Genomic DNA, 13,430 nt, shown 5'->3' with positions numbered 1-13,430 from the left:
AGAGGACCGTGCGCCAATGAGCAGGACAGTCTCCAACACCTTCCGGAAGGCTCTCTATGCGCGCGAGACGGACGAGGTTGCCGTCTGCCTGATGACCGTCACGCATCCCGAGCTCAGCGAGCCAATTCGCCTCTCTACCGATCCGACGCAACGCATAAGCATCGATCCGATGATTTACGGCACCGTCAGCCGAGGAGAGAACTTTCCGTTCGTCCCGATCAATGTCGTCCTCTCTGAAGACAGCGACGACACCGCGCCGACGGCCTCGCTGGAGATCGACAACACCGACCTTTCTCTAATCGCGGCGATGCGATCGATCACGCAAGCGGCAAAGGTCAAACTTGAGATGGTGCTTGCCTCCGATCCGGACACCGTGGAGATCGAGTTTCCCGAGATGATGGTGTCTGCCGTCACCTACAACGCCAGCATCATCAGCTTCACGCTTACGGTGGACGGCCTCGTGGCGGAGCCCTTTCCCGGCAACGCCTTCCTGCCGAGCACCTTCCCAGGCCTGTTCTAAGCCCATGGATTTCTCGCGATATGTCGGCCTCCCGTGGACGAGCGGGGGGCGCTCCTTCGATGGCATCGATTGCTGGGGCCTCGTGTGGCTGTTCTATCGGCATGAGAAGAGCATCGAGATCCCCGACTATTCGGAAGCCTACGACGATGCCACCGATCGCGAGCGCATTTCCGGGCTGATGACATCGGGCGTCGTGTCCTGGGTGGAAGTGCCCGCCATGCATGGGGCCGTGGCTCTGATGAGGCGCGGGCGGGCTCCGTCGCATGTCGGCATCGTCGCTCCCGGGCGGAAGCTGCTCCACATCGAAAGCACCACGGGATTATCCTGCATCGCGCCCATCACCGCCGACATCGAGCGCCGCACCATTGGGCATTTCCTTCTGAGGTCCGAATTGTGAACGTGATGCTGCGCTCGCGCGAGGTGGAAATCCTCGACGCGCCAAAGGTCCAGATCACCGTTGCGCGCCATCCCTTCATGGCGAAGGCGCATATTGCGACGGTGCTCGGCGGCGACACGGTTGCCGAGATCGTGGACGTGCATTGGGCGGAGAAGCGACCTTGCGCCGTCACGGCCGACGGGCGTCCGGTCGAGCGCTCCCGGTGGCATAGCGTCGTTCCGCGCGAAACCGTTGAACTCGTCGGCGTCCCGCAAGGGCCTGTCGTGGCGTTCTTCGGCGCGATCTTCGGAGCGATCGGGTCGGCCTTCACCGCCATTACCGGCGCGCTCGGCGGTCTGCTCGGCGGGGGCATCTTTTCCGGGCTGGCGGGAAAGCTTCTCGGGCTCGGCCTCTCGATCGCCGCGAGGTATCTTTTCAACGCGCTCTTTGCGCCGCCCACTCCGCAGCTCGCGCGGCAGCCTGAGGCCTCTCCGACATACACGATCGGTGGCGCCCGCAACGAGACGCGGCCGTTCGGCCCGGTGCCTGTCGTGCTTGGGAGGCATCGCATCGCCCCTCTCTATGCCGCGCAGCCGTATACGGAGAACATCGGAGATGACCAGTATCTTCGATCGGTCTTCTGCTGGGGGCATGGCCCGCTCGCCATATCCGATATCAAAATCGGTGAAACGGCGATCTCGCAATTCGAGGACGTGGCAGTCGAGACGCGCCAGGGTTTTGCCGGCGACCCGCCGCTGACACTCTACCCCGCGCAGGTGTTCCAAGAAGACCTGAGCATCGAGCTCGATCACAATCAGGCGAACGTCCGTACCTCCGCGCCGGACGTCGACGAGGTCATCGTCGACTTGACGGCGCCGCAGGGCCTTTACCGCGTGCGTTCCAGCAATGGCGAATATCTGGCCTACACCGTCGTCGTCCGGCTGGAATACAGGCCGGTCGGATCGCCCGCCTATGCCACCTTCGTGGAAGCCACGCTCACCGGCGACGATGGCACTGCGCTGCGCCGCTCTTACCGGCTCCAGGTGCCGCGCGGGCAGTATGATATCCGCGTCACCCGCACGACGCCCATGGAGACATTCGAGGACGACACGGTCTTCGAGGATGTCTTTTGGACGGCGATCCGGGGGCTCAGGAACGAGACGCCGATAAAGACCGACGTGCCGATGGCTCTGACGGCAATCAGGATCAGGGCGACGGCTCAGCTTTCGGGCAATATCGAAACGCTCAACGGCATGGCCATGTCGCTCGTGACGAGCTGGAACGGTTCCGCATGGGTGCCGAACCAGCCGAGCAACAACCCTGCCGATCTGTTCCGGCACGTGCTCCAGTGCTCTGCCAACAAGCGCCCGGTCGCGGACAGCCTGATCGATCTCGACAAGCTGGCGGAGTGGCATCAGTTCTGCGTCCTGAACGGATTCACCTTCAACCAGGTGCGCGACTTTTCCGGCTCTGTCTGGGAGACCTTGCGGGACATCGCGGCGGCCGGCCGTGCGGTTCCGACGTTCGTCGACGGCAAATGGTCGGTGGCCTGGGATGCTGACGATGCTCTCGTTGTCCAGCACTTCACGCCGGCCAATTCAGCGGGCTTTGTCGGCCAGCGCGATTTCGATGAGGATGTGCATGCGTGGCGCGTGCGCTTCATCAACGAGCGCGAAGGCTACCTGCAGGACGAGAGGGTCGTCTACGCCGACGGATACTCCGCGGCAAACGCGACCAAGTTCGAGGGCCTTGAGTTCCCCGGCGTGACCAATCCGGACCTGATCTGGAAGCTCGGCCGCTACCACATTGCCCAGCTCAAGCTCCGGCGGGAAACCTACGAACTCACGACCGACTTCGAGCACCTGGTCTGCACGCGGGGAGACCGCGTTCGTGTGACGCACGACGTCCCGAAATGGGGCCTCGGATACGGTCGCGTCAAGTCAGTTTCCGGCGACAGGATCATCCTCGACGGCGATGTGACGATGGCGACGGAAGGCAGCTACGCCATCCGGTTCCGCAAGAATGACGGGTCCTCACTGCTCCGCCACGTGGTAACCGACGATAGCGGCACGACCAATGAAATCGTCCTCGTGCCCGGAGGTGACGCCCCGGAACCCGGCGACCTCTATATGTTCGGGGTGGTGAACAGCGAAAGCGTGGTTCTCCGGGTCAAGGCCATCCGGCCCGGAACCGACTTCTCGGCTCGCCTGTCACTGGTCGACGACGCTCCGGCCATCTATCTGGCGGATCAAGGGGCTATTCCCCCGTTCCAGACAAACATCACGGAGCCGGTTGATCTCTTCAGCCAGCCGCCGCGCAACCTGATCGTGAGCGAGATCACGCTTCTCTCTGATGGCGCGATCTTCTCCGGCGCCGAGCTTTCGTGGCTTCCTCCGTCGCTTGGATCGCCCACGGCCTATCTCGTCCAGTGGTGGAGCGATACCGCGCCCGACGTCAAGGAACTCGTGACCGTGACCGACGCACGGTACACGGCGCGCAACCTCAGCGCCGGTTCGTACCGGTTCCAGGTGAAAGCGGTCTATGCCGGCGGCACGTCCAAGTGGCTGTCGGCCGACCTCAATGTCGTGGGGCCATATCGGGTGCCTCCGGACGTTCAGAACTTCCGCGCTGCGATTGCCGGGTCGAGCATCATTCTCACGTGGAGCGGCACGAGCGAGAATCTCGTGAAGGATTACGAGATCCGATATTCGCCCGCGGTTTCAGGCGCGTCCTGGCCATCCTCGATGGTGCTCGTGCAGGGTGTGGAGGCCACAAGCTATACCGCGCCCTATGCGAAGGGCTCCTACTTCATCAAGGCGCGGTCGTGGCGGCACGTCTACAGCACCAACGCCACCGGCCTCATCGCGCGCACGGAGCCGATCTCCGCCCTGAATGCCGTCGAGGCGGCAACCGACGATCCCAACTTCGACGGGACTTATATCGGCACTTACTATGACGACTTCGCCGGTGGCGTGATCCTGTCGGACGCAACCAAGTTCTTCAACGGGCAGCAGTTCTTCACCGGCGGGAAGTTCTTCGCCGGCATTCGCGCATCGCCGGGATACTACGTCCTGGCCGAAAGCGTCGACCTGGGAGAAGTGTTCACGAGCCGCCTGTTCGCACAATTGACGGTCGGCGGATACCGCCTGGGCGACCGGTTCTTCGACGGTGGCCAGTTCTTCAGCGGCGGCAGCTTCTTCTCGGCTCAGCCCGACCAATGGTCCGCAACGCCGCAGGTGAGATACACCAATGACGATCCCGCCGGACCGGCCACATGGTCGGAATGGGAGGACCTTCAGGTGGGCGACTATACCGGCCGGGCATTCCAGTTCCGCGTTCAGATGCAAAGCTTCGCGACATCGGTGACGCCGCTCCTGACGAGCGCAAAGTTCTTCGTCGACATGCCCGACAGGATCGTTGCCGCGGAGGACGTCCAATCCACCGACGCAGGGATAACGATCGGCTTCGTGCCGCCATTCAAGCGGCTGAAGGCCCTCAACATAACCGGCCAGGATCTCCAGCAGGGGGACTATCACGTCATCACCGCGAAGAGCGAGAGCGGGGCGACCATTACCTTCTACAACAGCGCGAATAGCCCGGTGAACCGGTCATTTGACTACCAGGCTGTCGGATACGGGAGCATGAACGCATGACAAGAGCGACGACGTGGGGCGTTCCCCGCAATGCCGGCGAGGCAGACCTTACGCAGGAGCAATGGGCGACGAGGGCAGACGAATCCCTCGACGCTCTCCTGTCCAGCCAGAAGGGCAGCGGCCGCCCTGCCTATGCCGTCCCCGGCATGGTGTGGGTTGACGATTCCGCGACCCCCTGGGGCGTCTACGTCTATGATGGAACGGACGACATCCTTGTCGGATACGCGGACGCAGCCAACAACTTCTTCCGGGGCAAGGTGGCCAAATATTCCGCCAAGTCGGGTGCATATGTGGCCGTGCTTGGCGACAATGCGACGTTCTTCCGCTTCAGTGCCGGCGCTACGCTGACTTTGGATGCGGCAAGCGCGCTCGGCGCGGATTGGTGGTGCCTGGTCAAGGCGGATGGCGGGGCCGTTACCGTCGATCCGAACGGCCCGGAGACCATCGACGGCTCCCCCACGCTGTTGATCGCCCAGGGTGACAGCGCCTTCATCTTCTGCGACGGGGCAGCGTTCTATACCGCCTATGTGAAGAGCACGGGCGTTTCGTATTCCGCCCAGTCTCTCACTGCCGCGCAGAAGGGGCAGGCGCGGGCGAATGTCGGCGCCGATCTCCTCGGCGGCCTCCGCAACAAGGTCATCAACGGAAACTTCGATTTCTGGCACCGATCGACGAACGCGGCCACCAGAGAATATGTGGCTGATCGCTGGCGGATGAGGACGGCGGGAGGGATTGGCGCGCCGATCTACAGCCAATCCCGGCAGCAGTTCGCAATGGGACAGACGGATGTCCCCGGAAACCCGCGATATTTCGCCCGAGTAGGGATCATCAGCGGCAGCCTGAGCGGCCAGCTAATGTTTCGCTTCGAGCAGCGCATTGAGGGCGTGGAGACCCTTTCCGGGAAACAGGTGACCGTCACCTTCTGGGCAAAAAGCACGACAGGGACGCCGGAGATCTCGGTCGGCTATTCGCAGGACCTGGGCACAGGTTCGGGAACCTTTACCGGCACCGGGACGATCGGCGCTCCCGTGACCCTTAACGCAAACTGGCAAAAGGTCTCGGTGACCGGGACCATCGCCCCCCTGAGCAACGTCACGTTCGGAACGGGCGACTATCTCGCCGTGGGCGTGAATCTACCCCTCAACTCCGTGGGAACCACGGTCGACATCGCCCGCTTCTCCATCGTCGAGGGTGACGCCACGGCGGAGGCCGACCCGTTTTCGCCGCGCCATCTCGGGCAAGAGCTGGCGTTGTGTCTGAGATACTACGCTCTTTTTACAACGCTGGCCGTCACGACAGCGAACACGAACTCATCATCGTTTCCGGTCCCGATGAGGGCGACCCCGACGCTAACGACCGTCACCTTGAATGCGGGTTCGGGTGCTCAGTACGCGGCAACGGCCGCTTTGAATGGTGTTGGCGCCGTGACTTACTTTCAGCATGTGGCCAACTCGGGAATTGCCACCGCCACCATTGCAGCCGATTCGGAGCTTTAGACATGGAAGTCGTAGGATATACGTCCGCTGGGGTGATCGAAGTCATTGTCGACGGCGTCCGGTCGATGGTCCCAGATGACATGGGAAATCGCCACCGGCAGATGATTGCCGAGTGGGAGGCCGAAGGCAACGAGATCGCACCATACGAGCCAGTCCCCAATCCCTTGGGGCCGCTCACCGCAAGGCAGATTCGGCTCGGCTTGATCGCCTCCGGCATCTCTCTCGCCCAGGTGGAAGCCGCGATCGAGGCTATCCCCGACGAGGGGGAGCGGGAAACCGCGCAGGTCGAGTGGGAATATGCGACTCAATTCCTGAGGCATCATCCTCTCATGGTCCAGATCGCCACTGTGCTCGACCTTACGGACGAGCAGGTGGATGCCATGTGGGCCTCGGCTCTGACGCTCTAAATGGACGGATGATGAACCACGGCCGGCGGGGATAGAGGCTCGGCGGATTCCACCTCCGGCGGGTCTGTCAATTGACACTCCGTCAGTTCCTTCATGGCTGCCGGAGATCCCCGCAGACTGATCTTGGTGACGGTCTGCGGCCCAAAGGTGACGTGGAGGAAGTGGCGCCCGATCAGGGCGTCGGTGAAAGTCTGAAGGGCGACGTTGGCGAAAAGGAATGGAGTGCCGCCGATCGAGACGGCAACCGCCTCGGCATTGAAAGCCTCCGCATCATCGAACTTGAAGCGTAGCGGGTATCGCTTCCCCGGCTCCACCGCGCCCATTTCCGGTTGCCGATCCCGACATACATCACCGCGGATTCCGACCGGTCACGGAAGCCAACCCGGAGGACCGTTCCATCGGAGAACAGCACCGACGCGAAGCAGGCGCCCTGGATGGTCATGTCCCTGTTGATCATCCAGTCGCCCACATCGTTCCACGGCAGCACATCGTGAGCCGCCGTGGGCCGTAGCATGAGCGACGACAAGACCGCGAAGGCCAAGCAAAAATTGCGCAGCATTTAGCACACCCCCAAGCCGGCACCGATTGTGGAGATATTCGCTCCGAAATCAACCACCCCGTGTGCAATTTTTGCGCGAATCAACCCACTCCGCTTTCCAATTGAAAGGACATGGAAATGTTTAACGACGTGCCCGCCGGCGCGGCGATCCTGCTCGCCTTCGTCTATGAAACGGAGACGAGCCGGACGCCGCCCAAATGCTATGAGGTCATTTACGGCCAGAAGCAGCGCAAGCTTGCGAAGCCGCTCACGAGCATGACGCTCGGGGACATCGTGGACGAACAGCGCAAGTGGTCGAAGAACCACGGATCGAGCGCGGCCGGCGCGCCGCAGTTCATGCGCGCTACCCTCATCGACCTATCGAAGGAGCTCAGCCTTCGCGGAGATCAGATCTTCGACGGCGACTTCCAGGATCGGCTTGCTTTCCATCTGCTCAAGCGCCGCGGCTACGAGGCGTTCATGGCCGGCAAGATCAGCCGCACCGAGTTCGGCAAGCGTTTGGCTCAGGAGTGGGCATCCTTCCCGGTGTTGGCGGACTGCCAGGGCGCGCATCGCAAGATCAAGCGCGGGCAGAGCTATTATGCCGGCGATGGGCTCAACAAGGCGCTTGTCGCGCCCGAGGTGGTAGAGCGCCTGCTTGACCGCGTGAAAGCGGCAGGGAAAGCCTCCAGAGCGCCGGAGCAGCCATCGCCGGTGCCCGAACCCTCACCGGCCCCGAACCCCGCGCCAGTACCCGCGCAATCCGGCAAAGCTGGCCTCCTCGCTATCATCATCGCCCTGCTCGCGGCCGGCGGCGCATGGATCACGAATCTCCCCTGCAATCTGATTGGAGTGCTCTGCCAATGAGTGGTCTCATCGCGCGTATCATCATTCGCTACATCGCGGGCGCCCTCGTCGCCAAGGGCCTCCTGTCGGCCGAGGATGCCTATTTCATAAACGCCGATCCCGAGCTGGTCGACCTAGTGACCACCACCATCGGTGCCGGTCTCATGATCGCGACGGAATGGTTCTATTGGCTCGCCCGCAAACTGGGGTGGGAGCGGTGATGGACGCGCTCCTTTCGCTCATCCCCGGAGGGTTGGTCACCACCCTTGTGGCGAGCATTTCTGCGGTATTGCTCGTGATCTGGAGGGCTTTCGCCACCGGCCGGGCAAGCGGCAGGAACGAGGAGCGTGCCAGGACCTCTGCCGAGCGATCCGAATCCGTCGAGGAACGCCTTGAGATGCATCGCGAGGCGACAGAGGCCGAGCGCCGCGCCGCCGGCACGACTGACGAGGAAGCGCGCAAGGAGGCTCTGAAATGGGCAAAGCCGCGCTGATCCTCCTAGCCTTCCTCGCAGGCTGCGCCATGCGGTCAGAGGAGCCGTCGCCGGCCGATCCGCGGCAGATCTGGTGCGACTTCAACTCACCACGTCGGGACGCCACGCCGGACACTCCCCGCGCGGAGCTCGATGAGATCAACACCCATAACGCCAAAGGGGTCGCCTGGTGCGGCTGGGAACCGTGAAGGAGCGGGGGAATTGAACTGGACAGACGTGAAACTCATCGCGGCGATCGCGGGCGGTCTGCTGATCGCATTCCTTCTCTCAACCGCGAACACGGTGAAGGCGCGGGTAGCGAGCGTGGCATCGGGCCTCTTCTTCGCCATTTTCCTCACGGAGCCGCTCATCAATTGGGCCGGGCTCGAGTTCTCCGTCTGGCAATATGCCGTGGCGGGCTTGCTTGCTATGTCAGGCGATAGGCTGGCCCGGCGCATCATGCAGGTGGTCGACACGGGACGCCTGCCTGTAAGCGGAGGACGGTCATGAGGCGGATGAAATCGACCAAGGCGCAAAATCGCTTGGACGTGGCCCTTCTCGTCGCCTGGGGCCTCTTCTTCGTGGCGGTGATCCTGTCCCACGCCTAGGCAACTTCCGCACAAAATAGGTGGCGAATGATTCCGCCATACCCTTCGATTCACAAACCTAAGTCCCGCTAGAGCAAAAAGATGCTACTACGCCCAAGGTGCGTATTCTCGACGCTTGGGGTGATCGATGGAATGGGCGAAAATAGCTCAGTATTTTTCCTATGTCGCAGAGCCGGGCGCAGCAAACACATTCATCATAGGTGCCGTGGGCGCATTCTTTGGTGCTGTTGGCGCCCAGGTGATTGCAAGCCGATTTCACCGGCGGCAGATGATAGTGCGTGAGCTTAACGCTGTGAACGGCGCAATGACGCACTGCTTCGCAATCACAAACCACCTATTCTCATTGAAGAAAGATTACATCTCCCAAATACACGCCGAATACATGCGCGAAAGAGGAAGGTATCTAAATTTCCTGGAAGAAAAAAAGAACCACACCGGCCCGCAGCCGCTAGCATTTAATTACCATGCAGACCTAAGAACGCTCCCGAACACCTTTGTAAATCCTGCTCCCCTGGAGCGACTTGTATTCGAAGCGATATCGTTCAGAGGTTTGGGTCTAGCCACCGCAGTGGCGCTTTTCAGCACGCTCGATGAGTTGGATGCCTTGCTCGCCGAGCGAAATGAACTTGCCCGCGAGATCCGACAAATCCCGCCGGACGAGCCTGAGTACAAGGTCAACGTGTACTTTGGGGCGGACACTGCGAACGGTGTCACAGATCAGCGATATTATAGCTGCATGGAGGGACTTGCCAGTCTTACAGACCATGCGATCACCTTTTCGATGCTCCTAGCTGACAAACTCTATGCACACGGGAAAAGGCTCAGGCTTAGGGGTGTTTGGAGGTCTTTCTTGATTGGGCTCCCCCGGGTCGACTCGATCGATTGGAGCACGGCCGAGTCCGATGGCTTGATTCCCCGTGATGTTGATAGTACGGCCTTCGTCAACGCGTTTCAGCCCGCGCCGGGAATGTTCTTGAAGCTTTGGCGTCGTCTCGCGAAACGGTAGTGTCTCAGTTTGAAATTTGTGGCTTCTTCGGACGATAATCGCGCGTATCAAGGCACTTGTCGTAAGTGGCCCGCTCGATAGGAACCCAGTCGGTCTTGTTGATACCTCGCACCTTGAAAGCGGGGCTGTGCGGATAGGCGGATGCCATTTTGATCCATCGCTTTCGTTCTTGAGAGATGGTGCGCAGCTCCTCGGCGACTTCGGAAAGGTCCTGATCGCGACAAAAAAGCAGCGCCACGTCATACGCGTCTTCGTGCGCCAACCGGATCACATCGAGCGCGATCCTAACGTCAATGCCTTTTTCGTCGCCGTCTAAGAAGGAATGCTCACTTCCGTCCGGGAACTTGATCGTCTTGTTCCGATAGCGGAGGGCGCGTGTGTAGACATGAACTCCATCGCGCCCCATTTGAGCGCCCTTGGCGACCCAAAAATGGTTCCAAAAAGCATTATCTCCGGGATCAGGTACGCCTGTGTAGAATCGGACACCGCTACACTGCCATCCCTTCTCCGCACAGATGGCCTTTGCCAGTGCGTCCGGATCATAGTTCGGGAAACTATACCCAAACGCCTTCTTTGCGCAGTGAAAGAGGTTTTGGCCGTCGAAAAAAGCAACGGCTCGAATGGGATCAGGCAGCTTCATTTGCTGCCCCCAAATGCAATAACCCCGCCGGAGGCCTTGCGGCGTGTCCGACGGGGGAGAAGTTGATACGAGCTAATATGGTCATGCCCTCCTGAACGTCAAGTTAATTTTTGCGCCTTTTTATAAGGACCGCGCGGTCCCGGCTTCGGCGCTACAGCGTCCATCATCGCAACCAGATCGTCCATAGACCATAGCTTGTCAGTGACGCCAGCGGCCATTGCAGGGGTCATGCGAAGCGTCTTGTGCATCTTAATGAAATTGTACCAGACCGTGTAGATCGCGACCATATGCACGTGGTTTTCAAACTTCTTTGAGAAGGCATTCGTCAGGCGGGTGAAGCGGCGATTTGCAAAAAAGAGGCGAGACGCGCTAGACTAGATCTGCTGGTCTTTTGAGACTCGCCGCGTGGTTTTCGATCCGACGCCAGTTATGGCTTCTCGGTATTCTGTGGCAGGCGCAAGTTATCTTTGGGGCGGTAAAACCGCAACGCAGAGATGAGGGAAGCGCCGCAACGGGCTAGCGCGGCCGAGTGTAGTGCTCAGGATCGTTTGATGCGACGCGCTGAGCGTCGTGCGTGCCCTTGCGGCCGAGAGGTCATCAGGTGGTCTCCCTCGCAGCAGGCAGGTTGGGACCATCAGCAGCGCGGCGGCCGGCGCCGCGGCCGCCTGCACCTGGCTGACGGGGCGCCCGCCGCCTTAGTCCGGAAATCGACTCGTTATCAAAGTTGAACGAGCGCCAAATTTACGTTGCCGTGATTTTCGTCCTAACGTTGGTGCCTTCAGGAACGAAGTTTGTGGCAAAGACTGTTTGGACTTGCGAAGGCTGTGGGGCGGAAAGCCCGATTCGACCGATAGACGAGTGGCGAAGGATACAAATTTCGGTGTCGCACATTGGTGGGATGCCCATTCTCTCGAAGACAATGGAGCTCTGTCCCACCTGCCAGAATAAGCTTCTGAAGATGGTCGATCCCGAGATATGGCTAAGGCTGTTAAAAATGGTCTAGCTGCCCAGACTGCCTTGCACCACCGGTAGGAACCGATCCCGCGCTTCCGCGTTTTCAGGTAATCCTGGCATCGGATGCCTCGCTGGCCGAAGGGCTGGCGGGGCATTTTTTGCGTCATGGCGTCAGTAGCTACGCGTGCAACTAGCGGTCGCCGCCCCAGATCACTTGACCGCCATAGCGATATGCGTACCGCCGTGCCTCACGGCAATTTGTCGGCGGCGGCTGATGGCCGGCCGGGCGATCGTCGAACCAGACGCGACAGCTTCCCGGCGGAGGTAGATGGCCGCGAGGGATGCGATAAGAGTGCCGCCTGTAATCCTCGCGGTCGCGTTCTCTCCAGCCGCGGTAGTCGCCCCCATGGCGGTCCCAAACGCGGTAAGATCCCTTGCCGCTCTCATCCTTATATGGATCGGCAAGGGCGGGCGAGGCGATCAAAACGGCGGCAACAGGCACTAATAGATATTTCAGCATCGGGCTAACCTTACCATTTGCTCGTCACGGCAACCTTTTCGTATGCCGTCTGAACGGGACCTGAACTTCGAGGTGAGGATCGCGGGCATGGCCTTCGGGTGGATCGGCCCGACAACGCCGTTCGCGTCGGTCGTCAGGAAGCCGAAGAGGTCGATGCAGATCCGGCCTTCCTTCACCTTGCGCACACACTCCCAGTCCGGAACCCAGATGCCGGCGAAGAAGGCGAGGGGGCGTTCATCGCTCAAGGCGAACCATGCGTTCGGGATCGGCCCTCCGTTGGCCCTGGCAGGATCCGGCTCGGCAAAGCTCGTGAAGGGAACGACGCAACGGTTCGGCACGCCGAGCCATCGCGCCCAATGCTTGCTGTCGACGCGGCGCACATTGGTCGTGCCGCGATCGGGCTCCATCTTCAGCAACTCGTCGAAATCGAAGTCCTTGCCCTTGGCGCGAAGTTTGTCCGCGCGCTTCTTGGCCGCCTGAAACAGCGCCTGGCTGGAGGAGGGCAGGCCCCACCGCACGCGCACCAGCTCGCGCTCGCCATCCTTCCCGTTCCTGACGATCGGCGCCGGCGTGTCGGGATAGACCTGAATGGACGGTTCTAGATTGCCGGCCAAGTCCCTGATGAACAGAGAGAATTGCCGGATGGCTTCATGATTGGTGGTGGCGTTGTAGAGATTGCACACGCGCTTGCTCCTCGCGTATCCCGTCTACAGTGAACGAAAACAGAACAAAAGAGTCAAGAGGCTCTTGACGCGCGAGGAATTTGTTCCTTTTTCTCGGGCATGCCCGAACCATATTGGCCGAAAAAGAAGGGATCATACACGCTCTCGGACGCTGCGAAGTCCTGCCGGTACGCGAAACTGCACTGCCGGTATTGTAAGACAGAACGCCACTATCTGATTGAGGAACTGAAAGTCGCTTTTGGCAACATTGAGTGCGATGATATCGCTTTCCGACACAGTTGGAGGTGCACCAATTGCGGACAGCGCAACATGATCGATTTCTCAATCGTGAACCCATCCGCGGCCGAGTTGCAGAAGATCAACCTGCGGCGAATTTCCAGGATTGTTTACGTTCGGCGGGTGATCTGGCGGGATGAGTGATGGGTGATCTAAGCGCAACGCGCGCTGGCCTGTGGACATATTCGTCTTGATTTGACACCAATTCGGATACAAGGTGGGCAACGACCAGCTGCCTACAATGGAGACCCGACGGCGGTCTCCGAAGGCGGGCGTAGCCCACGCCAGCCAACTGGCCAGAAGGCAACCGAGTGGTTATGCGGTGGCAGCCGCTGCCACTCGGTTCCGTCGCATTGGCAATTTCTACGTGACAGGAAATCATCTCGAAGCGCAAGCCGTCTGTTTCTTCGGTTCCTTGTTCCACGGGCTTTCTGG

14 protein-coding genes and 1 pseudogene are annotated in these 13,430 nt (G+C 60.6%); 11 read left to right on the top strand and 4 right to left on the bottom strand.

Annotated elements, in window-relative coordinates; translation table 11 throughout:
- The first annotated feature begins 16 nt into the window (after positions 1–16).
- From PVE73_RS14680 to PVE73_RS14660, 5 genes are read left to right on the top strand one after another with little or no spacing between them, the layout of a single operon-like run.
- The gene (locus PVE73_RS14680; RefSeq protein WP_277362958.1) at positions 17–520 is read left to right on the top strand and encodes a DUF1833 family protein; all 504 of its coding nucleotides are present in this window, start codon (positions 17–19) and stop codon (positions 518–520) included.
- A 4-nt stretch (positions 521–524) separates the two neighbouring features.
- Positions 525–917 carry an NlpC/P60 family protein gene (locus PVE73_RS14675; protein ID WP_277362957.1) on the top strand — a complete coding sequence of 131 codons (393 nt, stop codon included), beginning with the start codon at positions 525–527 and terminating at the stop codon, positions 915–917.
- A gap of 5 nt (positions 918–922) precedes the next feature.
- Positions 923–4,549, top strand: coding sequence for a host specificity factor TipJ family phage tail protein (locus PVE73_RS14670; RefSeq protein ID WP_277367465.1), 3,627 nt, complete (start codon positions 923–925; stop codon positions 4,547–4,549).
- Positions 4,546–6,045 (top strand): hypothetical protein, encoded by a 1,500-nt coding sequence (locus tag PVE73_RS14665; protein WP_277362956.1) that lies wholly within the window; start codon positions 4,546–4,548, stop codon positions 6,043–6,045. Before PVE73_RS14670 ends, PVE73_RS14665 begins: the two co-directional genes overlap by 4 nt.
- A 2-nt stretch (positions 6,046–6,047) precedes the next feature.
- Entirely contained in the window at positions 6,048–6,452 is a 405-nt protein-coding gene (locus tag PVE73_RS14660; protein WP_277362955.1) for a hypothetical protein, read from the top strand.
- Here PVE73_RS14660 and PVE73_RS14655 read toward each other — a convergent pair.
- Positions 6,449–6,775 (bottom strand): hypothetical protein, encoded by a 327-nt coding sequence (locus tag PVE73_RS14655; protein WP_277362954.1) that lies wholly within the window; start codon positions 6,773–6,775, stop codon positions 6,449–6,451. The two genes, PVE73_RS14660 and PVE73_RS14655, sit on opposite strands and share 4 nt — an antisense overlap.
- A 353-nt stretch (positions 6,776–7,128) precedes the next feature.
- Between PVE73_RS14655 and PVE73_RS14650 the strand changes: the two genes are divergently transcribed.
- The 6 genes from PVE73_RS14650 to PVE73_RS14625 all read left to right on the top strand — a co-directional run bounded on the left by PVE73_RS14650 (position 7,129) and on the right by PVE73_RS14625 (position 9,922).
- Entirely contained in the window at positions 7,129–7,857 is a 729-nt protein-coding gene (locus PVE73_RS14650; protein ID WP_277362953.1) for a hypothetical protein, read from the top strand.
- Positions 7,854–8,057 carry a hypothetical protein gene (locus PVE73_RS14645; RefSeq protein ID WP_277362952.1) on the top strand — a complete coding sequence of 68 codons (204 nt, stop codon included), beginning with the start codon at positions 7,854–7,856 and terminating at the stop codon, positions 8,055–8,057. Before PVE73_RS14650 ends, PVE73_RS14645 begins: the two co-directional genes overlap by 4 nt.
- Positions 8,057–8,329: a hypothetical protein gene (locus PVE73_RS14640; protein WP_277362951.1), complete on the top strand. Its 273-nt coding sequence runs from the start codon at positions 8,057–8,059 to the stop codon at positions 8,327–8,329. Before PVE73_RS14645 ends, PVE73_RS14640 begins: the two co-directional genes overlap by 1 nt.
- Positions 8,311–8,517, top strand: coding sequence for a hypothetical protein (locus tag PVE73_RS14635; protein ID WP_277362950.1), 207 nt, complete (start codon positions 8,311–8,313; stop codon positions 8,515–8,517). The genes PVE73_RS14640 and PVE73_RS14635 overlap by 19 nt, the downstream gene beginning before the upstream one ends.
- Before the next feature lie 13 nt (positions 8,518–8,530).
- Positions 8,531–8,818 (top strand): hypothetical protein, encoded by a 288-nt coding sequence (locus tag PVE73_RS14630; RefSeq protein WP_277362949.1) that lies wholly within the window; start codon positions 8,531–8,533, stop codon positions 8,816–8,818.
- 225 nt (positions 8,819–9,043) lie between these two features.
- Positions 9,044–9,922 (top strand): hypothetical protein, encoded by an 879-nt coding sequence (locus PVE73_RS14625; RefSeq protein WP_277362948.1) that lies wholly within the window; start codon positions 9,044–9,046, stop codon positions 9,920–9,922.
- 4 nt (positions 9,923–9,926) lie between these two features.
- Here the strand turns inward: PVE73_RS14625 and PVE73_RS14620 are convergent, their stop codons facing one another.
- The 3 genes and pseudogenes from PVE73_RS14620 to PVE73_RS14610 form a co-directional block, all read right to left on the bottom strand.
- Entirely contained in the window at positions 9,927–10,562 is a 636-nt protein-coding gene (locus PVE73_RS14620; protein WP_277362947.1) for an NYN domain-containing protein, read from the bottom strand.
- A 98-nt stretch (positions 10,563–10,660) separates the two neighbouring features.
- Positions 10,661–10,906, bottom strand: a pseudogene (locus PVE73_RS14615) (IS1 family transposase); the annotation flags it as partial.
- A 1,123-nt stretch (positions 10,907–12,029) separates the two neighbouring features.
- On the bottom strand, positions 12,030–12,719 hold the full coding sequence (locus PVE73_RS14610; protein WP_277362946.1) for an SOS response-associated peptidase family protein: 690 nt from the start codon (positions 12,717–12,719) through the stop codon (positions 12,030–12,032).
- Positions 12,720–13,430 lie beyond the last annotated feature (711 nt).

Origin of the sequence: Chelativorans sp. AA-79, assembly GCF_029457495.1 — a bacterium.
Taxonomy (GTDB): domain Bacteria; phylum Pseudomonadota; class Alphaproteobacteria; order Rhizobiales; family Rhizobiaceae; genus Chelativorans.
The sequence above is the reverse complement of the archived record's forward strand: the minus strand, read 5'-3'. Positions and strand labels throughout refer to the sequence as shown.